This is a genomic window from Clostridium nigeriense, assembly GCF_900086595.1.
Taxonomy (GTDB): domain Bacteria; phylum Bacillota; class Clostridia; order Clostridiales; family Clostridiaceae; genus Clostridium; species Clostridium nigeriense.
On sequence record NZ_LT575472.1, the window covers coordinates 2,824,219 to 2,849,877 of the forward strand.

General features: G+C 26.8%; 26 protein-coding genes and 1 other annotated feature. Of the genes, 9 read left to right on the plus strand and 17 right to left on the minus strand.

Translation table 11 applies throughout. The annotated features are described in order from the left end of the window. Nucleotides 1-100 precede the first annotated feature (100 nt). Together BN6774_RS13270 and BN6774_RS13275 are read right to left on the minus strand one after the other, a co-directional pair. Nucleotides 101-2,107 carry a molybdopterin-dependent oxidoreductase gene (locus BN6774_RS13270; RefSeq protein ID WP_066894572.1) on the minus strand — a complete coding sequence of 669 codons (2,007 nt, stop codon included), beginning with the start codon at nt 2,105-2,107 and terminating at the stop codon, nt 101-103. A gap of 210 nt (nt 2,108-2,317) precedes the next feature. Then, a complete protein-coding gene (locus BN6774_RS13275) occupies nt 2,318-3,076 on the minus strand; it encodes an SDR family NAD(P)-dependent oxidoreductase (protein ID WP_066894574.1) in 759 nt (252 codons plus the stop codon). Between the two features lie 344 nt (nt 3,077-3,420). On the opposite strand from BN6774_RS13275, the gene BN6774_RS13280 reads away from it, so the two are divergent. The 3 genes from BN6774_RS13280 to BN6774_RS13290 all read left to right on the plus strand — a co-directional run bounded on the left by BN6774_RS13280 (nt 3,421) and on the right by BN6774_RS13290 (nt 5,429). Then, nucleotides 3,421-3,693: a hypothetical protein gene (locus BN6774_RS13280; protein WP_066894576.1), complete on the plus strand. Its 273-nt coding sequence runs from the start codon at nt 3,421-3,423 to the stop codon at nt 3,691-3,693. Nucleotides 3,694-3,821: 128 nt separating this feature from the next. Beyond that, a complete protein-coding gene (gene dusA, locus BN6774_RS13285) occupies nt 3,822-4,862 on the plus strand; it encodes a tRNA dihydrouridine(20/20a) synthase DusA (RefSeq protein ID WP_066894578.1) in 1,041 nt (346 codons plus the stop codon). Nucleotides 4,863-4,919: 57 nt separating this feature from the next. After that, nucleotides 4,920-5,429, plus strand: a complete 510-nt coding sequence (locus BN6774_RS13290) for a flavin reductase (protein WP_066894580.1) — start codon at nt 4,920-4,922, stop codon at nt 5,427-5,429. A 235-nt stretch (nt 5,430-5,664) separates the two neighbouring features. On the opposite strand, the gene BN6774_RS13295 is transcribed toward BN6774_RS13290, so the two are convergent. From BN6774_RS13295 to BN6774_RS13340, 10 genes are all read right to left on the minus strand, one after another. Then, nucleotides 5,665-6,084, minus strand: coding sequence for a PPC domain-containing DNA-binding protein (locus BN6774_RS13295; RefSeq protein WP_066894582.1), 420 nt, complete (start codon nt 6,082-6,084; stop codon nt 5,665-5,667). Nucleotides 6,085-6,173: 89 nt separating this feature from the next. Beyond that, nucleotides 6,174-6,638 (minus strand): GNAT family N-acetyltransferase, encoded by a 465-nt coding sequence (locus tag BN6774_RS13300; RefSeq protein WP_066894584.1) that lies wholly within the window; start codon nt 6,636-6,638, stop codon nt 6,174-6,176. A 313-nt stretch (nt 6,639-6,951) separates the two neighbouring features. Further along, nucleotides 6,952-7,923, minus strand: a complete 972-nt coding sequence (locus BN6774_RS13305; RefSeq protein WP_066894586.1) for a YbgA family protein — start codon at nt 7,921-7,923, stop codon at nt 6,952-6,954. 81 nt (nt 7,924-8,004) lie between these two features. Next, entirely contained in the window at nt 8,005-9,354 is a 1,350-nt protein-coding gene (brnQ, locus tag BN6774_RS13310) for a branched-chain amino acid transport system II carrier protein (protein WP_066894588.1), read from the minus strand. A 44-nt stretch (nt 9,355-9,398) separates the two neighbouring features. Further along, nucleotides 9,399-9,653: a binding site (T-box leader), on the minus strand. Between the two features lie 47 nt (nt 9,654-9,700). After that, nucleotides 9,701-10,042 (minus strand): zinc ribbon domain-containing protein YjdM, encoded by a 342-nt coding sequence (locus tag BN6774_RS13315; protein WP_066894590.1) that lies wholly within the window; start codon nt 10,040-10,042, stop codon nt 9,701-9,703. A gap of 265 nt (nt 10,043-10,307) precedes the next feature. Next, on the minus strand, nt 10,308-11,081 hold the full coding sequence (locus tag BN6774_RS13320; RefSeq protein WP_066894592.1) for a Tim44 domain-containing protein: 774 nt from the start codon (nt 11,079-11,081) through the stop codon (nt 10,308-10,310). Nucleotides 11,082-11,142: 61 nt separating this feature from the next. After that, entirely contained in the window at nt 11,143-11,781 is a 639-nt protein-coding gene (gene yidC / locus BN6774_RS13325; protein WP_066894594.1) for a membrane protein insertase YidC, read from the minus strand. Nucleotides 11,782-11,824: 43 nt separating this feature from the next. After that, complete coding sequence (locus BN6774_RS13330) at nt 11,825-12,052, minus strand: hypothetical protein (protein ID WP_066894597.1); 228 nt, start codon at nt 12,050-12,052, stop codon at nt 11,825-11,827. Nucleotides 12,053-12,133: 81 nt separating this feature from the next. Continuing rightward, on the minus strand, nt 12,134-12,685 hold the full coding sequence (locus BN6774_RS13335) for a cysteine hydrolase family protein (RefSeq protein WP_066894599.1): 552 nt from the start codon (nt 12,683-12,685) through the stop codon (nt 12,134-12,136). A gap of 23 nt (nt 12,686-12,708) precedes the next feature. Beyond that, nucleotides 12,709-13,476: an SDR family NAD(P)-dependent oxidoreductase gene (locus tag BN6774_RS13340; protein WP_066894601.1), complete on the minus strand. Its 768-nt coding sequence runs from the start codon at nt 13,474-13,476 to the stop codon at nt 12,709-12,711. 234 nt (nt 13,477-13,710) lie between these two features. Between BN6774_RS13340 and BN6774_RS18755 the strand changes: the two genes are divergently transcribed. After that, entirely contained in the window at nt 13,711-15,357 is a 1,647-nt protein-coding gene (locus BN6774_RS18755; RefSeq protein ID WP_066894603.1) for a M20/M25/M40 family metallo-hydrolase, read from the plus strand. A gap of 177 nt (nt 15,358-15,534) precedes the next feature. Then, a complete protein-coding gene (locus tag BN6774_RS13350) occupies nt 15,535-15,999 on the plus strand; it encodes a GreA/GreB family elongation factor (RefSeq protein WP_066894605.1) in 465 nt (154 codons plus the stop codon). A gap of 68 nt (nt 16,000-16,067) precedes the next feature. On the opposite strand, the gene BN6774_RS13355 is transcribed toward BN6774_RS13350, so the two are convergent. The 4 genes from BN6774_RS13355 to BN6774_RS13370 form a co-directional block, all read right to left on the minus strand. Beyond that, nucleotides 16,068-17,084, minus strand: coding sequence for an oxidoreductase (locus BN6774_RS13355; protein ID WP_066894607.1), 1,017 nt, complete (start codon nt 17,082-17,084; stop codon nt 16,068-16,070). A gap of 125 nt (nt 17,085-17,209) precedes the next feature. Then, entirely contained in the window at nt 17,210-18,409 is a 1,200-nt protein-coding gene (locus BN6774_RS13360; protein ID WP_066894608.1) for an FprA family A-type flavoprotein, read from the minus strand. Between the two features lie 47 nt (nt 18,410-18,456). Further along, nucleotides 18,457-20,361: an acyl-CoA dehydrogenase family protein gene (locus tag BN6774_RS18195; RefSeq protein WP_084767020.1), complete on the minus strand. Its 1,905-nt coding sequence runs from the start codon at nt 20,359-20,361 to the stop codon at nt 18,457-18,459. A 401-nt stretch (nt 20,362-20,762) separates the two neighbouring features. Then, complete coding sequence (locus BN6774_RS13370) at nt 20,763-21,638, minus strand: cobalamin-dependent protein (protein WP_066894610.1); 876 nt, start codon at nt 21,636-21,638, stop codon at nt 20,763-20,765. Between the two features lie 213 nt (nt 21,639-21,851). On the opposite strand from BN6774_RS13370, the gene BN6774_RS13375 reads away from it, so the two are divergent. Together BN6774_RS13375 and BN6774_RS13380 are read left to right on the plus strand one after the other, a co-directional pair. Then, entirely contained in the window at nt 21,852-23,009 is a 1,158-nt protein-coding gene (locus tag BN6774_RS13375; protein WP_066894612.1) for an ABC transporter permease, read from the plus strand. Beyond that, entirely contained in the window at nt 23,002-23,682 is a 681-nt protein-coding gene (locus BN6774_RS13380) for an ABC transporter ATP-binding protein (RefSeq protein ID WP_066894614.1), read from the plus strand. The genes BN6774_RS13375 and BN6774_RS13380 overlap by 8 nt, the downstream gene beginning before the upstream one ends. A 59-nt stretch (nt 23,683-23,741) precedes the next feature. Here the strand turns inward: BN6774_RS13380 and BN6774_RS18655 are convergent, their stop codons facing one another. Next, a complete protein-coding gene (locus BN6774_RS18655; RefSeq protein ID WP_167349601.1) occupies nt 23,742-23,891 on the minus strand; it encodes a hypothetical protein in 150 nt (49 codons plus the stop codon). Between the two features lie 199 nt (nt 23,892-24,090). Here BN6774_RS18655 and BN6774_RS13385 point away from each other — a divergent pair, with 199 nt between their 5' ends. Next, nucleotides 24,091-24,654 (plus strand): sigma-70 family RNA polymerase sigma factor, encoded by a 564-nt coding sequence (locus BN6774_RS13385; RefSeq protein WP_066894616.1) that lies wholly within the window; start codon nt 24,091-24,093, stop codon nt 24,652-24,654. Next, on the plus strand, nt 24,638-25,654 hold the full coding sequence (locus tag BN6774_RS13390) for a DUF4179 domain-containing protein (RefSeq protein ID WP_066894618.1): 1,017 nt from the start codon (nt 24,638-24,640) through the stop codon (nt 25,652-25,654). The genes BN6774_RS13385 and BN6774_RS13390 overlap by 17 nt, the downstream gene beginning before the upstream one ends. Nucleotides 25,655-25,659 lie beyond the last annotated feature (5 nt).

A 25,659-nucleotide genomic window follows, 5' to 3' on the forward strand; every position in this document is an offset into this window, starting at 1 on the left:
ATAACTAATTATTGATATATTTTTATTTTTTCTCTAAATTTCTTTTTAAATTATATCATAAAACTAATAAGCTTTTCTATTATTTACTCTTTAATCTCCCTTAGACTTTTTTTATTTTTACTTTTGTTTCGTTATAAGTTACTTGTCCACCAATATCTGATATACCTGAGTCAGTTAAATAGTTTGGATTTCCATGCTTTGTCCACCAACCTACATACATTAAAACAACATAGTCAGCTACACTTTCGTCAATATTAATTTTAACTTTAATCTCACCATTTTCATTTTTTAAAATAACAATATCATCATTATATATACATAATTCTTTAGCCATTTTTTTATTGATAAAAGCATTTGAAATTCCTTCAGCATCCATCATGTGTTGGCTAGATAAGCTATCCCTTGTATGATTTGTTAATAATATAAAATCATTATTACTCTTATACTCTTTATAAAGATTTTTATTAAAGAACATCTCAAATTTTCCTGATTTTGTTTTAAACTTTTTATCTTCCCAAGCTATTGGACTATGAATTGTAAAATGATTATTTTTTAAATATTCAATACTTACTTTGTTATTATATTTTTTTAATGGCTCTATCACTTTTGTTAAGTATTCATATTTATCCACATATGGATATTCTTCTATTTTAAGAAGCTTTGCAAGCTCTTTATAAAACTCATACTCATCCATTAACTTTTCCTTAGGCTCTACTAGCTTTTCATTATAAATTATATATGGATTAGTCATAGAACTATAAATTAAATCTTCACTTTCTAAAGTGCTAGTTGTTGGTATAAACAAATCACATTCCTTTGCTGTATCTGTCATAAACATGTCAAAGCATACTTTAAATTCTATTTTAGAAAAGGAATTCTTTAATTCATTTAAATTAGCAAGCTGATTTAAAAGGTTAGATTTAGTTACTATAGCCATTTTTATTGGACTTTCTACCGATTTATTAGCTTCTTTATTAAAATTATTGTTTATAAAAATATTGTCTTTATCATAATTATCGTATCCACCTAAGGAAGCAGTTATGAAGTCAGACATTTCACTAACATAAAAAAATCTATTTTCAGCTAACCTCTCGCTATTATAAGGATCGGAATTTATTATGTTAGGATAAACCTTATTAGCATAATTTATGCCTCCACCACTATATCCAATTTGACCAGTTAATGCACCTAATATATCTACTAAACTTATGGTATTACCACCATTTTTATACTTTTGCATTCCATAACCTAATAATATTGTTGAATATTTATTTGTATATAAATCTACTAATTCTTCTATTTTCTCTTTGCTTACACCTGATATTTCTATCAAATCTTCTAAATTAAGAGAATCAACATATTCCTTATAAGAGTTAAATCCATTAACAAAACTTTTTATGAAGTCTCCATCATACAATTTATTTTCTATAATTATTTTTCCCATGGCAAGAGCTAAAGCTCCATCTCCATTTGGCTTAACTCTAATATACAAATCCGCCATTTCAGCTGTTTTAGTATATATAGGGTCAATTACAACTATCTTGATTCCTTTTGATTTAGCTCTTTTTATAGATTGAATAGTATGTACTGAGGTAAAAGCAGGATTTTTTCCCCATACAAATATTGACTTACTATTAAGCATGTCTTCTAATGAATGACTTTTTACATCGCCAAAATTTAAAGTTTGTGCCTTTATACCAGCACTCCAGCAAGGACCTCCTTTCGACTTACTTACACCACCATAAAAGTTGAAAAATACATCTCCCATACTTTTTAATAAAGCACCATTTCCATATTGCTCATAATATAAAATAGATTTTGAAGAATATTCTTGCTTATAGTAAGATAATTTTTCTGCTACTAGTTTTAATGCTTCATCAAAGGTTATTTTAGTCCAATTTCCATTAATTTTTAACATCGGGCTATCTATCCTATTTTTATGGTTTAACCTATCTAAATGAGCTAATCCCTTCTTACAAATAAATCCTTTAGTAAAAGGATGACTTTTATCCCCTTCAATTTTTAATATTTTATTATCTTCAACATATACATTAAATTTACAACAATCAAAGCAATCTAAAGTACAACCGTGACTTAACTTCTCCATAGTTACCTCCTTATGAATATTTCTAAGATTCAAAAAGTTATTTTCATATTCGCTTAACTGATTCTATATTCCTTAGTTTAATATTAATTTACTACTATTATATATCTTTATTTATAATAATAATAGGCTACTCAAAATGAATTTGAATAGCCTATTTAAAATCTTATTAGTTCTTAAATTTATAATTTTTATTAATCTACTTTAACTTTATTAAAATGCTGTCCAACCTGCATCTGCAACTATTTCCGCACCATTAATTAAACTAGAATCATCACTTGCAAGGAATAAAGCTATTGTAGCTATTTCTTCTGGCAATCCTGTTCTTGGTACATTCCCTAATCCAAGTCTAATTCTTGAAAATCCAAATTCACTAGGGTGGCTTGTACCTACTCCAATTTCTGATTCTACTCCACCTGGGCAAATAATATTACATCTTATTCCTTTATCCGCATACATAAAACCAATATTTTTTGTTAGTCCTAATAATGCATATTTAGAAGCAGTATAAGAAACTCCTGCTCTACAGCCATTTAATCCTCCTATAGAACCAACATTAATTATGTTTCCTCCGCCTTGCTGAATCATTAAGTTTACAGCCCTTCTACAAGCATAAAATGGTCCATTTAAATTAACATTCATCACATTGCTCCATAGTTCATCTTCAACTTCACCTACAGGCATCATTTCATCCATTATTCCTGCATTATTAACTAAAATATCAATTTTCCCGAAGTTTTTAACAGCAAGATCAATCATTTTTTCATTATCTTCTTTTCTTGAAACATCCCCTTGCATTGCAATTATTTTGCCCTCATAATTCTTAGACATTTCAACTATTTCATCAAGTTTTTCTTTTCTTCTTGCAACTGCAATAACAGAAGCTCCTTCTTTTGCATAAAGAAGGGCTATGGATTTCCCCATACCTGAACTTGCACCTGTAACTACAGCAACTTTCCCTAAAAGTTTCATATAAAATACCTCCTAAATATAATCATTTATTTTAAATTAATTACTTATAACACAAATATAGTTTGTTAATTATCAAATTATATTTTCTTCTGTTATTTTATCTTTTTATAGGTATGTATATGAACTATTCTATTATTTATAATATGTATTAAATAAAATCATTTACACTAACTGTATTTATTTGGTATATATTACTTTTAGTGTATTCTATTGTGACATTTTTGTCAATCTTCCATATGAATATTTATTTTCATATCTTTTTAAAATAAATTTACATTTATTCCATCTAAATAAATGTTATAATATTACCATAAAATTGAAAGAATTTGAAAGGAGCTGAAAGCTTGGAAAGCATCTTAACACTTATTTTATCATTTGCTATCTTTAGTGTCTTATTAAAATATATAGTTAAATATTTAGTAAGCAAAAACAAAATATCTTTTAAATCTCCTAAAAACACTAAAGGTAAAATAATTTGGACCATTATTTGTTGTACTATTTACATAATTGGATATGTACTTATAGATTTTATAGGACTTGGTATTATTGGTTTTAATATAGCTAGAGGTTTTTTACTATCAATTTTCGTAACACTTTTATTACTAGATAATAACTAAAAATTAAGTATGAGATATTATATAAAGTTGCTTATAATTTTACCTAAATAATCACTATAATATTTCATACTTTTTATTTCTGTATGATATAATTATTAAAAATAAAAAATCTAGGAAGGATACAAAAGATGGAAAAATACTTTTCAAATGTTGAAACCCCAAAGATAAGCATAGCTCCAATGGTGGATAAAACTCATAGACACTTTAGATATTTTTCAAGAATTTTAACTAAAGATGCTCTTTTATATACAGAAATGATTACTGCTCAATCTATTATTCATGGAGATAGGGATAAAATACTATACTTTAAAGAAGAAGAGGGTCCTGTAGCTTTACAGATTGCAGCTTCTAATCCTGAAGATGCTTATAGAGCTGTGAAACTATCGGAAGACTATGGATATACTGAAATTAATTTAAATTGTGGTTGCCCTTCTGATAGAGTTTCAGGAAACTTAATGGGAGCTGCATTAATGTCATCAAAAGACTTAGTATATGAAATTTTATGTGCAATGAAAGAGGCTACTAATAAACCTATTACTATAAAGCATAGAATTGGTATTGATGGTACAGGAGTGTTAAATAATACTAATAATAAAATTATAATGGAAGGTTATAGCGATCTTTTAGAATTTTTAAATACTATATCTAAGGCTCAACCTGATAGATACACTATACATGCACGTTCTGCAATATTAAAAGGACTAAGTCCTAAGGATAATAGAGAAATTCCACCTTTGGATTATGACATGGTCTATAATCTAAAAAAAGAATTTAACTATTTAAATATAGAAATAAATGGTGGATTTAAAACTATGGAATCTATCCAAGATGCTTTAACCAAAGTTGATGGTGTTATGATAGGAAGAGCTGCTTATGAAGATTGTTATCTTTTAGCTAATTTCTATAAGCTTTATGATAATGCTGAAAATAATAAACCTATTTCAAGAGGTAATGCTATTAAAGCTTATATTCCTTATATAATTGAAGAACTCGAAAATGGAAATAGTGTTCACTCATTAGTTTCTCCTCTTCATAGTCTATTTCAAGGGCAAAAAGGAAGTAAAAAATATAAGCAATTATTATCTTCATCCAACGTTAAAAAAGATAGTATTTTAGATGTATTAAATACGGTTCTTGAAACTATGCCAGAGGATATCCTTTGGAATTAATATTACTTATTAATAATTAGGGTATATAATATTTTTAATATAAAAGGGGGACATATTATGAATAATTATAAAGAAATTAGTCCTAAGGAATTAAATGAAAGCGCTTTTAAATTAATAGGTTCCGATTGGATGCTTATTACTGCAGCTAAAGATGAAACTGTTAATACAATGACTGCTTCTTGGGGTGGACTTGGTGTTCTTTGGAATAAAAATGTTGTATATATTTTTATTAGACCTCAAAGATACACTAAAGAATTTGTAGATGCATCAGATAAATTCTCTTTAACATTCTTTAATGAAGCTTATAAAAAAGATTTAAGTTATTTAGGAACTGTATCTGGAAGAGATGAAAATAAAATTTCTAAAACAAAACTTAATCTAAGCTACATTGAAGAAACTCCAGTATTTGAAGAATCAATACTTACCATTATATGTAAAAAGCTTTATGCCCAAGACTTAGATCTTAAATGCTTTATAGATAAATCTCTAGATGATAAATGTTATCCTACTAAGGATTATCATACTCTCTACGTTGCTGAAGTGGAAAAGATATTAATTAAAGAATAATTTTTAAATAAAAAGAATCCTAAAATTTTTAGGATTCTTTTTTAGGGGTTAAATAAACACTTTAAGAAAATGATTGTATCTCATCGCCATTAATTGATAATAATTATCAATATCTTTATTTATATAATACAACCATTACATAATATTGTCAATATATATTTTTTTATTTTCTGAATACTTATTATTAAAGTTATAAAATAAAAAATAGAACTATATAAGATGCATTTTATTTGTACTAGAATTTTATTAAATTCAATCCTATTTCTTCACTGAACTGTCTTCCCATTTCTCCATTGATTCTATTTATTATTATTTCTGAAGTAGCACTTATTATAGCTTTATTTAAATGTCCACCTATACATTTCCCATCTATATCTGCGAAAGTACCATGTATATGTAAGTAGACTTCCCCATTCATTCTAGAAATATTTCCTGTTAAATTAGTTATTTCAAAGTCCTCTTCAAAGGTATTTGAATAATATTTCTTTTCACTTACCTTAAATAATCCAACAGTTACATGATTTGTAGCTCCAAGTCCTGAAATTGATCCTAAGCCTATATCTTCTTTTTCACATAGGTTTTTTATTGATTCAATAACTTCCTCACCTTTTTCTAATCTTAATACAATTGTTTCTCCAAAAACTTTATATTCCATTTCATCATCCTCCAAAACTTTATATATTATTAATTTTATCATAAAAAACCAAAAATCTTCCTAGATAAACTAGAAAGATTATATTTATATTAAAGTACTTTAGCCATTTTTATTACTCTTTCACCTAAAAGTACCCTATCAAAAATTTTATTGTAATTTAATTTTTCATAGAATTTAGTTACTTTTTCATTTTTTGCAATTAATGATATACCTTCAAACTCCTCTTCTCTTGCAACTTTTTCAGCATACATCATTAACCTTTTCCCTATTCCAAGTCCTCTTGCATTTTCATCTGTAGCTATATTAGAAATATATAAATTTCCTCTTCTACATTCTCTAAACAACATATATTTTAATGAATTAAATATATAATATATTTTTTCTGAAAATCCATCTATTTTATTAATTTGCTTCAAATCTGTTTCAATACTTAAAATATCTAATTTATCATAAGGAATTAGTATAATTGCCCCTGCTATTTTATTATCTACTTCAGCAACAGTTATATAATCTGTACTATATCTTGATTCTTTACTTTTAACTAATATTTTCAAGTTATCTAAAGTTTCTTCTTTAGATTCTCCCCCTCAAACATCTTCAGGATTTATCTCTGTGTAATAAATTAAATTTGCAATTTCATTTATATCTTCAATTTTTGCTTTTCTAATCATAATATTTTTCGAACTCATAATTCCAACCTCCCATACAGAATTTACTCTTCTGTATAGTTTAATTATATGAAATCAAGAAATATTTTTCATTGATATTTATACTCTGTTTAATGTATTATTGTGCTTTAAATACTATTTAGATATCTTTTTATATAATACAAAAATACTAAAAAAGAGCTATCTTTGTGACAGCCCCTTATATTCCCTTCCCAGAATCAGTAACTTCAACTAACTCTATAGGAAAACTTTCAAAAATCTTTTGCTCTAATAAGTATTCATTATTAAATCTTATTGCCCAAGACTTAATTATAGTAAGTGGTAAAGAGAATGGAACCTTCTTATTTTGGTATTTCTCTAATGTATCTAAGAAAAAGGATTTTTCTTCCTTACTTAAATCCTTTGAAAAATAACCAAATAAATGTAATAACATATTAATATTTCTCATAGGTCTTTGGCTTGTAGACAAAGCTTTTGCTAAGACTAATTTATATTCTCTAATTGAATCATCTAAGTTAGCCTTTGTAGCGGAACCAACAATCTTACCTAATTCCTTTTGTCTTGAAGGACTATATGCCATTAATAAATATTTGTATTGACTTTGAAATTTAACAAGTGCACTTACAGATTTGTTCTCTTCAACCTTATTGAAATTATAATTAGCATACATCCAAGTTAGAAACTTTTCTCTAATATTATAATTAGTTAATCTTCCTTCGTCTTCTATAGGTATAGTATCAAATTCTTCTATTAACCTTTGTGCAAAAATACCACTATTACTTCTATTTATAGTACTTGATTTCCCAATATTATTATAAAGTTTAACATCCTTAATTCCGCAAGATGGTGACCTTCCTTTTAAAATCAAACCTTGTATTTTAGATTTATCTAAGCTTTCTAAAAATCGATTAGAAAACTCTGTCATTCTATTAGTTAAATCTTCTCCTGTTTTTGAACAAACTAAACTAACTTCATTATTATTTTGTATTAACCTTAAGCTATCTCTTGGTGTAGACAGTCCTATCTGAGCTTCTGGACAAACTTCAATAACATTTACATAAGACTTTAATTTATTAACAAAGGAATCCTTTATCATAGAACCATCATATCTACATGCGTCTCCTTCTATACATTTGCTTATAAGTATGGTAGGCTTATCATTATTAAACATATATCCACCTCAATAAATAATTACTATACTAAATCTAATATTTATTATTTGTCCTTAAATAAATATTATTCTTTCTACCACTTAATTAATAATCTCTTCTTCAATGTCTTTACTTATAGTAAGTTTTTCTTCTTTAGCTAATTTCAAAATTAACCCTAATATAATTCCAAAGATAGCTGGAATAAACCATGCTAATCCTTCATTTGAAAGTGGAAGCAATGAAATTATTTTGGCAATAAAATCTATTTTTATTCCAACTTGTCCTAATGAGTCAATTATACTAACTATACCAGTAAACAATATAGTTAATCCATATATATATTTGCTTCCTTTAAAAATAAAATCAAATACTGATAACACAATAAGCATTATTGCAATTGGATAAATAGCATTTAATATAGGAACTGATATACTAAGTATTTTTGTTAATCCCATATTAGCTACTAATAAGCTAAAAACAGTTAAGATTACTACCCAATTTTTATATGATATCTTTTTTGTTAGCGTAGTAAAATACTGACTACATGAAGTTATTAATCCAACGCAAGTTGTTAAACATGCCAAAGTAAAAATTAAGGCTAATAATATAGCTCCTGGCTTACCAAATATATATGCAGTTATATTGGTTAATGTTTGAGCTCCATTTTCACTTAATCCAAACTTTCCACCACTTGTAGCTCCTAAATGAGCTAGCATAGCGTATATAACAGCAAGTAGTGCTCCAGCTATAATACCCGCTTTTATAGATAGGCTAACAACCTTTTTATCATCATTTATTCCCTTAGACTTAATTGCAAGTGCTATAACAATCCCAAAATTTAAAGCTGCAATAGTATCCATAGTTAAATATCCATCTAAAAATCCTTTAAAGAAGGATGATGATTGGTACCCATTTACAGGTGCTCCATAACTACCTAATGGTTTTACAAATGACCCTACAACCATAATTAAAATTAATGCCAATAATGCAGGTGTTAAAACTTTTCCCATACGATCAACTAATTTACTAGGGGATAATGATAGCCAATATGCTATAGCAAAAAATATAAGTGTATATAAAAATAATGATAATTTTAAAGAAATACTTTCAGGTAAATAAGGTGCAACTGCCATTTCAAAAGGTAAACTTCCTGCTCTTGGAATTCCTAATCCTGGTCCAATTGATAAATATATTAAGATCGTAAATATTGTTGCAAAAATTGGATTTACCCTCTTTGCTAAATTTGTTAATCCTCCTGATTTTGCCACAGCTATAACTCCTAATACAGGGAATCCAACTGCTGTAATAAAAAATCCTACTAGTACTATCCAAGTTTTATCTCCTGCGGCTTCCCCCATAAATGGTGGGAAAATTAAATTTCCCGCTCCAAAAAATAGCGAAAAAAGCATTAGTCCTATTAATAATAAATCTTTTTTTGTTAAGTTATTCATTTTATTACCCCCAATTTTTTAAATAAAAAAACCGTCCCTTAAAAACAAGGGACGGAAATATCCGCGTTACCACCCTAATTCTATAAATAATTTAAAATAAATATATTTATAGCACTTAGTTACGTATCTAACAATACGCTTATCTTTTAACGGTGAAAGACTCCGTCAACACTTACTATATTTTTCGGCGTTGCTTCTCAGAGATGATTTTCAATTATCTTTTGAACATTGGCTTTCAGCAGTTACCAACTCTCTGTTGAACAAAATAATAATTTACTTATTCTCTTCATAGAATTTTCAAATTTATTTACCTTAATATTACAACCATTTTATTTATATGTCAATATTATATTTTTTTTACAAATTCTGATTTTAATTTCATAGCTCCAAATCCATCTATTTTACAATCTATATTATGATCACCTTCAACCAACTTTATATTTTTAACCTTAGTACCTTGCTTTAATGGAGCTGAACTTCCTTTAACTTTTAGATCCTTAATTATACTAACTGAATCTCCGTCCTTTAATATATTTCCATTTGAATCTTTTACTATTAATTCATCATCATTACTCTCATCTTCTGAAGTTAAAGTCCATTCATATCCACATTCTGGACATATTAAAATGCTTCCATCCTCATATGTATATTCTGAATTACACTTTGGACAATTTGGTAAATTTATCATTAGTTATTCCTCCATTTTTATAATATGCTCACTATAGTTTAATACTTTTTTATACTATCATATACATAATATAATTACAAATTTTATACTAATTTATTCTAAATATGCATTATTACTAAACTTACAGCATTAGTAAAGGAACATATAGAATTAACTGGTAAAGTTCTTTAAAATAAAACAATTTCATGATAAGTTTAAATAATTTTACATAAAAAGGACTTCAACTTATTATTTGAAGTCCTTTTTGTCTAATCTTATTACATTTTTAACTATTTAAGTTTATATCAAAAAAATCTAAATTCTCAATTTCATCTATTTGCATTATCTCATCTAATATCCATCTATCTTCTCTTCTTATAAACTTCCAATACTCTTCAAATGGAATACTTCTATACTTATTACCTTCTATTAAATCTCCACTTTCTTCATTAATAATGTAATCTATCGCTTTTGCTTTTATATGAACCCAGATAAGATCTTCTATAATTCCTTCCTTATCCTTAATTGAAATTGGAGTTGCTTTAATCAATTTCATATTTTTAAGGATGTTTTTTTCTTTTCTTACCTTCATCCATTCTGTTTTAGATTTATGCCTAACATATAATTTTTCACTCATATATTCCTTTGCTAAATCTTGATTTCTCTCCATCCAAGCATTTTGAATTTTATAGAAAGCTTCTTCAATATCATTTTTCATTTTATCATAATCCCAAGTATAGTCATTTTCACTTAAAGTTTTTATAGCTGAAATGCTCTTTAACTTCTTTTTACTAAGCCTTATTTTAAAAACTATAACTCCAGCTGAAGAAATACAAAAAAACATTCCAATATTTATTATTGAAGCAATAGGGTTACTTCTACGGTTATAAGAGTTTGATGATCCTGAATGATGTGAGCTACCGCCACCACCACCGCCTCCGCCGCCCCCGCCGCCTCCGCCAGCTCTTGCAACAGCATCTGATGGTATATTAATTATTAACATAAATAATAAAATAGGTATTAAACATTTAAATATCTTTTTCAATCTGACAAAGTTCATAATTATCTTCCTTTTTATAAATTAAAAGGTATTTAAGGAAATTTCCTTAAATACCTTTAGTCTATGCAAAAACTTTATTTTTACTATATAATCTAAAGCCTATATCCTCAATTAAAGTAAACAAACTTGAAGTTATAAAATATATTCCTAATGCAATAGGAGCTTTTATATTAATAACTAAACCAAATATAATCATCGGCAAAATAGACTTTATGCTTATAGATTTTTCCTCATTACTAAAAATATTTAAGTACGAAATAATACTTGGAGCTATAGTAATAAGTGTATATAGTAAAGGAACAACAAATTTATCATCCGCACTTCCAATATTCATAGCCCAAGGTATTAAAATAGTCATAGCTTCAACTTGTAATCTATTTATTGTCATATATAACCCTGAAATTATTGGTAATTGTAATATTGGAATTAAGCAACCCAGTAATCCCTTAGGACTTTCTAAATAAAGCTTATTTAATTCTTCCTCTTGTTTCTTTTTATTATTGTTATATCTCTTCTTAACCTCTTCTATCTTTTTAGAAAAACTAATTTGCTTTTTCATAGCTATTCTTTGCTTTATTGAAAAAGGAAGCATAATAAGCTTTACAACTACAGTTAGTAATACAATTGCTATTCCAAAATCTCCAGTAAGTCCATAAAATAAATCTATCATAAATTTAAAACCATTAATAATGATGTTCATAAATCCTCCTTAATTTAAATAAATTTTCTAAACATCATTATTATTAAAATAAGGTACAATATCTCCAAATATCTATTTTTTCATAAGTATTAAATTTGTCTAAGGTTAAGTTTATAAAATAATTAAATATTTCTTTATTTAAATATTTTAAGATAACCTTATTAAAACTCTTTCTTTCCTTTGATAAACAACCTTTTAGATACACAAATAGAAATGTTGTAATACTCAATATAAATATTAAATTTACTAAATATATGATATCAAATTTCATAGGCACCTCCTAAAGGTTATTTTTTACTTTATTATATAAAACTTTTTATCTCATGTCAATATATGGCACTTATTCTAACTATCAACTATTTATTCTATTAGTAACATTTCCTTGTAATCCTTCAATAACATCTAATGTTTTTGAATGCAAGCTTTCATCAAAACTAGCACAAAGACTTGCATCAACAATTATTTCAGCATTTCTATATTGAGATTGAAACATTACAAAATTGCTAATAACACAAATATTAGTGACAACTCCAACTATCTCAATTACTTCTATATCTTCTCCAATATCCTGTGAAATTTTAACCATATCCTTAGGTGCTATACCAAACCCATATTTATAATAATGTAAGGTATTATCTGCACCTATAAAATCTTTTAATTTTCCATATAAATTATGTCCTTCACTTCCCTCAATACAATGAACGATAGGTAGATTTTTTCCTTCTCTACTTTCTAAATAGTTTTCTTTATGAGTATCATAGGTAAACAATACTTTATCTTCTTCTCTTAAATATTTATTTATCTTATTATAAATCCCATCCTCTAAAGCAGTAGCTTTTTCAAATCCTAATGCTCCATCAACAAAATCCTTTTGATAATCAATAACTACTAATAATTTTTTCATTGTATCCTCCTAATTTAACTTTTTTATACTATTGATGTTCCTCCATCAACTACAATATGTTGTCCTGTAACATAACTTGAAGCATCTGATGAAAAATATAAAATAGTTCCATTTAATTCACCCTTTTTAGCTGGTCTAGATGCAGGACAAAGTGAGTTGTAGCCATTTAAAAATTCATTAGATTTAAATAATGTATTCTCAGTCATTTCTGATTCAAATAATCCAGGACAAACTGAATTTACTGTTATTCCAAACCTAGCATATGAAGCTGCCATTCCTCTAGATAATCCTAATACAGCTGCCTTTGATGCATTATAAGAATGTCTAATAAAAATATCAGCTTTATCTGCTATTAATCCATTTATTGAGCTTACATTAACTATTTTACCATAATTTTGTTCTTTCATAACTGGAACAACATATTTACACATTAAGTAAATTCCCTTTACATTAGTATCCATACTTTTATCCCAATCCTCTTCAGTTAAAGTTTCTACTCCTCCACCTATAGCTATTCCAGCATTATTTAATAAAATATCTATTCTTCCAAATCTATTTATTATATCTTCTATTACGCTCTTAACTTCATCTTCGTTTGTTACATCACATTTAAGTGCAATAGCTTTTACTCCTAAGCTTTCCAATTCCTTAGCTAAACTTTCTATTTTCTCAATTCTTCTTGCTAATAAGCATACATTTGCGCCTTCTTTAGCATATGCTATTGCTGCATCCTTTCCTAGACCACTCGAAGCCCCAGTAACAACTGCTATTTTTCCATTTAAATTAAACATAATTTTACCTCCATACCCTTTATAAAATTTTTCTATATATCTAATTATATACTTATATTTTCTATTTTGTATAAGTTTTTCTAATTTAATTTTTTGCTTTTTGGAGAAAATGACACCAAAACATATCTATACTAAAAATAATTCATCCCCTCAGCAAAATATTTGATTTACAAACTATTTGATATTTGATAGTATATTTTACATAATTTATTATCAAACAAAAGGAGATTTATTATGAACAAAAGCAATAGTACAAGCTATATTATTTTAATTTTTACACTTTTTCTATTTGGGATTCTTGGACTTAATTCTCTCAATCCTTCAAAACCTAATTATGATGATTTTTCAAAATTTAATGTTAGTAACCAAATGGATCATATCAATGAAATTGCAAAGGAACCACATTCAATCTATGATGTAGAAGCTAAAGAAAAAGTTAGGGAATATTTGACTTCTGAATTAACTAAGTTAGGAGCACAACCAAAAATATATGAATATAGTCATGTTTATGTAAAAAGAAGTGATAGTTATGAAGACATTCAAAATATTTATGCAGAAATTAAAGGTAAATCTGATTCTTATATTATGTTAGTAACCCACTATGATAGTTCTAGAGCAAAACCTGAGCGTTATGCAGAAAAAGATGGCTCTCTTGGAGCAGCTGATGCTGGATATGGATTATCTACAATTCTTGAAACTTTAAGAGTTATAAAAGAAAGCAATATAGAACTTCAAAATGGTATAAAAATTTTATTTACTGATGGTGAAGAAGCTGGTCTTTTAGGTGCTAAAGAAGCTGTTAAGGAATATGAAATTTTCAATGGTGTAAATTATTTAATAAACCTTGAAGCTAGAGGCACAAAAGGTCCTGCAGTAATGTTCGAAACAAGTCCTAATAATTCAGCTGTAGTAGATTTATATAATTCGGCTGATAAGACTTTCTCATACTCTATAACCCCTGAAATATATAGACTTTTACCTAATGGAACTGATTTTACTGTATTTCTTGAAAACAATATTCCTGGTATAAATATAAGTGTCTTAAATGGTATTGAAAATTATCATACACCTAATGACAATCCTAATAATTTAAATTATAAATCTATGCAACATTACGGTGATCAAGTTTTACCTATAGTCCAAGAGTTTGTATCTAATAGTAAATATTCAAATCCATCTGAAATTACTAGTAAAAGTGATAGTATATTCTTTAGTCTTGGAAATTTATTTATTAAGTACTCAAAAGCTATTAACTACATACTTATACTTTTAATATTAATTTGTATAATATATTTATATATAAATCTAAAACATAAAAATTTAGTAAAAGTATTTAAATTCTCATTTATTAATTTACTTTATACAATAATTAGTATGGGAATAGCTTATATTGTTACTAGGATTTTAGCAATTATAAATGGTCGACCATTTAAAATAACTTATTTACCACTTATAAAATATGAATCTATTATTTTAATATTATTTATCTTAATTACTTTTATTGCTTATATATTTACAATAAAAAAATTCACTAATAATTTTAATGAAAAAAATGAATATTTAATAGGCTCTTTAACATTATTATTAGCTTTATCCATAATATTAACTTTATTATTACCTGGAGCTAGCTATATAACTGTTTTTCCAGGAATTTTAATTTCGATAACTTCTGTTATCACAAAAATTTTAGATCATAAATATAATATTTCCTATATAATGCTTATTCCTATTGCATTAGTTACTTTATTGTTTGTTCCAACAATATATTTGTTTAATTCAGCTTTAACACTAGGTGGCCTTTGCGCAAATATACTATTTGTTATGATTGCATTTATATCCATAACTTCAAGCAGTACTCTTATAAAAGGAATTACTAAATAATGAAGTATTAATAATAAATTTAGTAGCAAATTCCACCATATTTTAAACTTTCTATAATGGAACTATTTAATAGTTCCATTATTTTCATTTCAAAAGATAATTAAGTTACATATAGAATATTTACAATATCTTATATATAATATTCTTATGATAATTTTTAAGAGGTGATTAATTTCTATGAATAATACGCTTACCGAAGAAAATATAAAAAAGTTGCAAGAAGAATTAGAATATAGATTGACTGTGAAAAGAGCAGAAATAGCTAAAGAAAAAGCAATTGCTGCAGCTCATGGTGATAGATCCGAAAATGCAGAATATAAAGAAGCATGTGCTAACTATAGAGAAAATGATAATAGAATACAATATCTGATGACTATGATTTCTACTGCTACAGTTATATCAGAAGATGAAATAGATAAATCTTCACTTGATATTAATAGCAAAGCCAAAATAAGATTTATTGAAGATGATTTTGAAGATGTTATAACTTTAGTAACTGTTATGGACTCTGATCCTGAAAATATGTGCATAAGTATAGAATCTGATTTAGGATTAGCTTTAAAAGGAAAAAAAGTAGGAGATATAGTTGAGGTAGTTGCACCTGAGGATAAATATACAGTTGAAGTATTAGAAATATTATAATAAACTTCAAGTTTTATATTATAAAAAGCGAATTCATTAATTAAAATTCGCTTTTTAATATTAAAAACTTATTCTAAGTTTCTTATTCCTTCTTCTAATATTTTTAATTGTAATAAAGTTTCTTCATCTTTAATAATTTTATTCTTATTATTCATAATAACTCCATATAAATCATCATATACTCTTCCATAATCACCATCTACTGATTTAACTTTTTCTTCATGTATTGTTCCTTCTTCATCAATAAAAGTTAATGTTCCATAGTGATCAAAAGTATCTAAACCAAAATCTTTATTATTAGGCATATAAAACATTTTTAAATGTTCCTCTTGTCTATCTTTAGTTTCTTTTACAAAACACCCTTTTTTTCCATAAACAATAAAACTCGGTCTTGGTTTTATTCTAAAATAACTAGATTTAACAGATACCTTTAAGTTTCCATAATATAAATCTAAATCAAAATAATCATTCATCCTACCTTTACCTAACAATTGTCTTACATCATAATTAATCTTATCTGGTTCACCCAAATAGCTTATTACTTGATCCAAAGTATGACAAGCATGCCCATATAAAAAAGATTCATATGGTGAAAAGACCTCTGTTCCTTCTGAAACCTCTGGTCTAAAATAATCAAAGTGCATTTCCATCTCTAACAAGTCTCCAAGCTTTCCTTCTTCAACAACCTTTTGAACAGTTAAAAAATCACTATCATACCTTCTGTTTTGATAAGCTTGAATCACTAATCCTTTAGATTTTGCTAAATCAAATAGTTCTTTTGCTTCGGAATAAGTTTCAGTAAAAGGTTTTTCTACTAAACAATGTTTATTATTTTCTAAAACTAATTTTGCATATTTGTAATGGCTATCTTGTCTTGTACAAATTACTATTAATTTAATTTCATCATCTTTTAATATTTCATCTAAATTAGATGTATATTTAATTCCTTGAACCCTATCCCAAACTTCATTATTAGGATTTCTCTGATAAATAGTTTTTACTCTTATATTTTTTCTTTGTAAAACAAAAGGTAAATGATACCTATTTGTACTTTTCCCATTTCCTATATATCCAATTGTAAGCATACTTCCTCCTAAATTTTAAATATATAATATTATATCAAAAAAGATATAAAAAATTAAAAGAATCTACAACATTACACTGCAGATTCTTTTAATTTATTTATATTAATGTAAGTGTGATGTATTGACTATTTCATAGATTCAATAACACTATCAACAAGTGCATCCATATCTACAACATTATCTTCCTTCATAGAAGAAACTAAAGAAAGCTTATCATCTAAAATATTCATTCCCTTCATACTATCAAGGAATTCTCCCATTAATTGACCAGACTTAGTTGCCCATGATCCATTTTCAATAAGAGCAACTGTTCTATTCTGAACATTAAGAGCCTTCATATCCATTAAGTAATTATGCATTAATGGATATATTCCTAAATTATAAGTTACAGAAGCTAAAACAATATGGCTAACTCTAAATGTTTCAGAAATTAATGTGGATACATGAGTATTAGATACATCGTACATAACCACATTAGTTATTCCTTTTTCTACAAATTTAGTAGCCAATGCATTAGCTGCCGATTCAGTATTTCCATACATTGATGCATATACTATCATTACAGCTTTTTCTTCTGGCTCATATCTACTCCACTTATCATGTTTATCTATGAAATATCCTAAATCTGTACGCCAAACAGGCCCATGCAAAGGACAAATCATTTTAATATCAAGAGCACTTGCTTTTTTAAGAAGAGCTTGTACATGTGGTCCGTATTTACCAACTATATTTGTATAATATCTTCTAGCTTCGTCAATCCAATCACGTTCAAAATTAACTTCATCATTAAATAATTTTCCATCTAATGCTCCAAAAGATCCAAAGGCATCTGCTGAGAATAAAACGCCATTTGTAGTATCAAAACTAACCATAACTTCTGGCCAGTGTACCATTGGTGCAGTTATAAACTTTATCTCATGCTTACCAAAAGACTTAACATCACCATCTTTTACTTCTTCTATTCTATTATCAATATCAAAACCAAATTGCCTCATTAATAAGAATGATTTTTCAGTACTTATTATTTTAACATTTGGATAACGTAAAATTATTTCCTCTATTGAAGCTCCATGATCTGGCTCCATATGATTAATTACTAAATAATCTAATTTTCTACCATTTAAAACAGCTTCAATATTTTCTAAAAACTGTCTTGATATTGACCAATCTACAGTATCAAATAATACTGTTTTTTTATCCAATAATAAATATGAGTTATATGATACTCCTTTTGGAATTGGATGAATATTTTCAAATAGAGCAAGACGTCTATCATTGCCACCTACCCAATAAAGGTCTTCAGTTACTTTTCTAACACAAAACATAAATTAATCCTCCTTTTGACTATGAAAATTTAAACATTCGCTAAATATTAAGACTCTATAAAATTAGATTTTTCTTCACCACAATCTGGACATATCCATTCTTCTGGAAGATTTTCAAATAGAGTTTCTGGTACTATTTCATTTTCTTCATCACCTACTGCAGGATCATATTCATATCCACACCCAGTACACACATATGTCTTCCATGTAGTCGCAATCTTCTTAGGAACATGTCTCTTCATCTTCTTCATAGGAGGAGCTTCCTTCTTAAGTTCTCCGTTATCTAAAGCATCTGTTAATAATGGCATTATTTCAATTATATCTCCAACTATACCGTAATCGGCATTTTTAAATATAGGTGCATTAGGGTTATTATTAATTGCAACAATTGTAGTGGCATCTTTTATACCCTTCAGATGTTGTCCAGCACCTGATATTCCACATGCTATATAAAGATTTCCATTAAATTTTTGTCCAGACATTCCAACATAACGATTTAAAGGTAAGTATTTTAATGTTTCAGCTACAGGACGTGATGAACCAATAGCTGCACCAGCTTGAACAGCCAAAGCTCTTGCTAGTTCCATATTCTTTTCTTCCCCAATTCCTCTACCTACACTAACTACACGTTCTGCCTTAGATATTGGTGTATTTATATCTATTCCTACAGTAAAATCATATCCATCTGATTTTAAAGCTTCTACAAGCTTGTCTACTCTTTCTTTAGCTGTACCTTCCTTAAATATAACCTTCTTACGTGCCCCTGTCAATGCGTCAGCCTTCTTCTTTCCTTTAACGTTATTCTTTGGCATCTTGCCTATTATATGAGAAGCTATAACCACTCTTTGTATTTCATTTGTTCCTTCATAAATAGTACAAATCTTAGCGTCACGATAAGCTCTTTCAACTTCCATTCCCTTTAAGTATCCTGACCCACCGAATATTTGTAGCGCATCATTAACAACTTCTAAGCATATATCTGAAGCATATTGTTTAGCCATAGCTGCTTCCATTGAATATGGCTCATGATTTTCTTTAAGTTCAGCAGCACTATAAACTAACATCCTAGCACATCTTAATTTAGTTGCCATATCTGCTAATTTAAAAGAAATTATTTGTTGTTGGCATATAGGTTTTCCAAATTGAACTCTTTCCTTAGAATACTCTAAAGCGTTTTCATAAGCACCTTGAGCTATTCCTAAAGCTTGTGCCGCTATTCCTATACGCCCACCATCTAATGTTTGCATAGCTATTTTAAAGCCTTGTCCTTCTTCTCCTAATAAGTTTTCCTTAGGAACTTTAACATTGTTAAATATTAATTCTGCAGTTGAAGATGAACGAATCCCCATTTTATCGTAATGGTCTCCAAATGTAAATCCATCCCATTCCTTTTCAACTATAAAAGCACTAATTCCTCTAACACCTATATCCGGAGTAGTTACAGCAAATACAACATATGTATCTGCTTTATCTGCATTTGTTATAAATATTTTTCCACCATTTAATATATAATAATCTCCTTCTAATACTGCTGTTGTCTCTGTTCCTCCTGCATCACTACCTGCATTAGGCTCAGTTAATCCAAATGCTCCAATTTTTTCTCCCTTTGCTAATGGAACTAAATATTTTTGTTTTTGCTCTTCAGTACCAAAAGCAGCTATTGGATAGCTACCTAAAGAAACATGAGCAGATAATATAACTCCAGTTCCACCATCAACTCTGGAAAGTTCTTCTACAGCAATAGCATAGCTAATAACATCTCTTCCTAATCCACCATACTCTTTTGGATAAGGTGTACCCATAACACCCATTTCCCCTAGTTTTTTAACCACTTCTGTTGGAAAAATATTTTCCTTGTCCCACATAAAGGCTTGTGGTCTTATTTCAGCCTCTGCAAATTCTCTAATTTTAGCACGAAATTCTTCGTGTTGTTCTGTTGTTTTAAAAAACATAAAACTGCCTCCTTTTATTTAGTGTTTAGTTTAAAACACCCTTCCATAATAATAAAGCTAAAACTAATGCTGCAAATATTCCTACTAATTCACCTAAAACTTATTAATAATTTTTTCTATTTCTTAATAATTATTATTTTAAAACTAATAATATCTATTGTCAATTTATTCTGAAAATATTTACAATTTTATAGTTATTAAAGTTCCTTTTCTGATTATTAACATTTTTTCCTGCCATCAATCTCCAAAATGTTAAAATAATTCCTACTTATTTTGTAAATTAAGAATAAATATACTTTTAAATTTTCTCTTTGCAAATAATCATTTTATTTGTATATTTATTTATAAATTCCTAAATAATAATAAAAAGTCAGGTTTCGGCCTGACTTTAATAGTTCTTTTTATATATTACATATTCTTTTTATCTCTTCTATATCTTTACAATAAAAATCTGCCTCTGTTTCACTGCATACGTCATTAATATTATTAAAAGCCATACCTCCAACAACCACTATTGGAGCCTTTTCCTTGAATACCTCTCTTATAGCTTTTATAATATTTTTTGCAGATTCTATATTACTAGAAATAGTTACTGAAATAGCAACAACCCTAGGATTTTTATTTCTAATTGCATTAATAATACTCATTGTAGGTATATTTGATCCAAGATATGTTACATCATACCCCTCTACTTCTAATAAATCCGAAATCATCTTTATTCCTATATTATGCTGTTCAGCACCAGCTGTTAAGGAAATCAATGACAGTTTTTTATATTTTTTATTGTCTTGAATACTCTTAATCTCTCTCATAATATCTAAAATATTTTCAGATACATAATGTTCATTCCAAACATCTATTTTACCACTCTCCCAAAGCCTACCTACTTCTTTCAATATTTTCTCTAATATGTTGAAATAAATAAATTCAATTTCTACTCCTGAATTATATATATTCATAATTAAATTTCTAGCTTCATCTTTGTTACCCTTTAACAAAAAATCTAAAACAGTTCTATAATCTTCTTTATTTACTATATTATAATTATCTGTATTAATTATTACATTCTCAACTTCATTTCTACCTATTAAGTAATCTACAGAAACATTAAAAATATTTGCTATCTGATTTAATCTATCTACATCAGGAAATCTTAATCCCTTTTCATAATTCGATACTGTAGTCTGTTTAACTCCAATAATATCTGAAAAATCTTTTTGCGTATATCCTTTTAGTTTTCTAAGAGTCTTTAAACGATTGGAAAATTTTTCATTCATATAAAACTCCTTTCTAAATGTTTGTTATTCTATTATAACAAATATTTATATTTATTATAACGTAATATAACATATCGTAATATTTTTTCTATTTATTCAATTTTAATCTTGATTTATCACATTTTGTGATGTAATATAATATTAACCTAATTAATAATTATTTTCAAATAATATTTATTATTCTATATATTTACTAATAAAAGGAGGATTATTATGAGTTTACCATTTAAAATATCATTAAGATTTCTGAAATCTAGTAAGGGACAAACAATTCTAATTGCTATTGGAATTGCTATTGGGATTTCAGTACAAATTTTTATAGGTTCTTTAATAACAGGACTACAAAAAAGTCTTATAAATAAAACAATAGGAAATTCACCACAAATAAAAATAACATCTACTAGCAATGATAATTTAATTTCTAATTATAATGAGCTTACAGAAAATATTAATAATATAAACACAAATATTACTAATTTATCTACAGTAGCTGATGGAGCAGCTTTAACAAAAGCTAATGATAAAACTTATTCTGTCTTAATTAGAGGCATGAATATAGATGCTTCTGATAAAATCTATAATATAAAAGATAGAATATATGAAGGTAGAGAAGTGAGAAATGATTTTGAGACATTAATAGGAAAAGATCTTAAGGAGGAACTTAATCTAACTCTTGGAGATAATATTAATATTATTTCAAATTCAGGTGCTAATGAAACATTAAAAATAGTTGGCTTTTATGACTTAGGTGTTGCCTCTATAAATAAATCTTGGTTAATTACTACAATAAATACTTCTCAAAACATTTTTTCTTTTGGAGATAATGTTACCTCTATTGAAATGCAAACTAATGATTTATTCAATGCTGATGTGATAGCTTCTGATTTAGGTTCAAAATTAGATGATACTATTAAAATTAGCAATTGGAAGGATGATAATGCAGAGCTTTTAAGTGGATTAAATGGACAAAGTATTTCTAGTATAATGATCCAAATTTTTGTGTTAGTTTCTGTAGTATTAGGTATAGCTAGTGTTCTTGCAATAACTGTACTCCAAAAATCTAAACAAATCGCAATTTTAAAAGCTATGGGTATAAAGGATAAAGATGCAAGTCTAATCTTCCTTTTTGAAGGCTTTTTACTTGGAATAATAGGAGCATTCATTGGAGTAATATTAGGTCTTTTACTAAGCTACTTATTTAGTAAATTTGCACTAAATCCAGATGGTACTCCTATAGTAAAATTATATATTGATTATAAATTTATAGCTTTTTCAGCATTAATAGCTATATTATCTTCTACTATAGCATCACTAATACCAGCTATAAGATCATCTAAACTTAATTTATTGGAGGTAATAAAAAATGGATAAAATAATCACACTAAATAATATAAATAAATTTTATGGAAATACTTTCAAAACTCAAGTTTTACAGGATATTAATCTATCCTTTGAGAAAGGAAGTTTTAACTCAATAATAGGTGCATCAGCAAGTGGAAAAAGTACTTTACTAAATATTATGGGAACATTAGATAAACCAACTAGTGGAGAAATTTATATAGATTCAAAAAGAACTGATAATTTAAGTAAAAATGAATTAGCTCAGCTTAGAAATGAAACTATTGGATTTATATTTCAATTTCATTATCTTTTACCTGAATTTACAGCCCTTGAAAATGTCCTAATGCCTTATAAGATAAAATCTTCTAAAGTTTCAAAGGAAATTATTGAGAGAGCTGAAGCCCTACTAGATTTAGTTGGATTATCTAAAGTTAAAAATAATCTTGCAGTTAATATGTCTGGTGGACAACAACAAAGAACAGCTATTGCAAGAGCATTAATGAATAATCCTAAAATAATTTTAGCAGACGAGCCTACTGGAAATCTAGATTCTGAGTCAACAGAGACTATATATAATTTAATGCGAGATATAAATAAAAAATTTAATACAACTTTTGTTGTTATAACTCATGATAGAAGAATTGCAGAAAAAACTGATAGAATAATAGAAATAAAAGATGGGAAAGTTAATTTAGCAAGTTAATGTTATTTAAATATTCAGCAGTCTGAAAAAGTGTGATATAAAATATCACACTTTTTCTTTTAAAATTTAGGACTTATTTCTGTTGATTGAATTCTTTTTAAGTCCTTTTGTCTAAGCCTTGTTTCTTCCATTATTTTATCCCAAGACTCTCCAGCTATCATCATTTCTTTTGCTTTAGAATAAGCTTGATTTCTATTTTCTCTATTCATAATTCCTCCAAATTTATTAATCTATTTTTATATTTCTTCATTCACTTATAGTATTAGAATATTTAATAGTATTTATTACACTAACTTATTAAGTATATTCTATATAATCTTACATTTTAAATTTATATAATATAATTGATAGGTTATTAGTAAATCATTCGTTATATAAAGTGTGAGTACTTACAAGGAGGAGAATTTATTGAAGGATAAAATTATAATTAAATATATAAAATCCAAAAATGAAAAAGGCTTAGAGCTACTACTTGAAAATTATGGTGGCTTAATAAGAGGAGCAATTAGAAAACATCTATCTTCACTCCCTTATTATCAAGATGAATGTATTAATGATGTTTTAATATCAATTTGGAATAATATTGATTCATTTGATTGTAAAGGTTCTTTTCAGAGTTGGATTGTGATAATCTCTAAATTTAAAGCCATTGATTATAAACGTAAATACCTGAAACATAATAATTTTGAAGATATAGATAAAGTTTTACTAAGTGATAATAAAGATCTTTCAGAAAACTTATTATATGAAGAATTGCAAAATGAAATTAAATTACTTTTAGATAATTTAAAGCCGGAAGATAAAGTAATATTTACTAAGTACTATTTAGAAGATATTCCTACTGATACTATTTCTAAGGAATTAGGATTACCTAAGACACAAATATATAACAAATTATCAAGGGGTAGAAAGAAGCTCTTTTCAATTTTAAAAAATAGTCTTAATGAGGTGAATTATGAAAAATATTTATAAAGCTTTTAATAATATCGATGTTAATATTGATGAATACGATAATACTGAACTCACTACTTCTGAAATAGAAAAATATAAGAATATGATCTCTGAAAAAATATATATTAGAAAAAGACCTATTTACAGACAAATTGCAGCATTAATAATATTATCAATAATTTCTTTCTCAATTTTAAATACTAGCAATGTTAATGCAATTATTAATTCTTTTGGTAAAAATTTAAAAGACATATTTAAAATATCAGAAAATAAACATTATGATAATTATGCAAATATAATAAATAAAACAGTAACAGATAATAATATTTCAGTATCTATTGAGGAAATTTTAATTGAAGAAAATAAATTAATAGTTAGTTCTACTATAGACTATAATAACCTTCCTGAAAAATTAAAGAAGAGTATTATAGATAAAACCAAGGATATCCTTGTACTTCCTCTCCTTTATATTAATGATATTGAGTTAAAATCTAAATCTTCACAGTTCTTTAAAATATCAGATGATAAAATAAGATATATTAGCCTTTTTGATCTTGAAAATGCTTCTAAATCTAAACCTTTAAATTGTTCACTTTCTTATAAATTTTCTAGTGTTTCATTCAAGAAACCTAAAAATGGCTATATAGAAAAAGAAATTAATGGAACATGGGCTTTTGATTTTTCTTTAAATACTACTAATATAATTAATTCTCAAAAAGAGCTATACCTAAAAAATGATAATATGCTTACTTATAAAAATGGAGATGTACTAAAAATAAATAAAATAGAAAAATCTGATATAAGTATAAAGATTTATTATAATCTAGATACTAAAAGTGATCATTACTCTATTCCACCATTTTTCCTTATAGATAGTAATAATAATTATTTAAGTCCATATACTTGGAATAATGAATATTCAATTTTCTTTATTAAAGATAGTGATGCAACTAATATATTTACTGTTTCTGGATATGATCATGGTGCAAGTGAGAATATAATAGTTGACTTAGGTAAATAAAATTC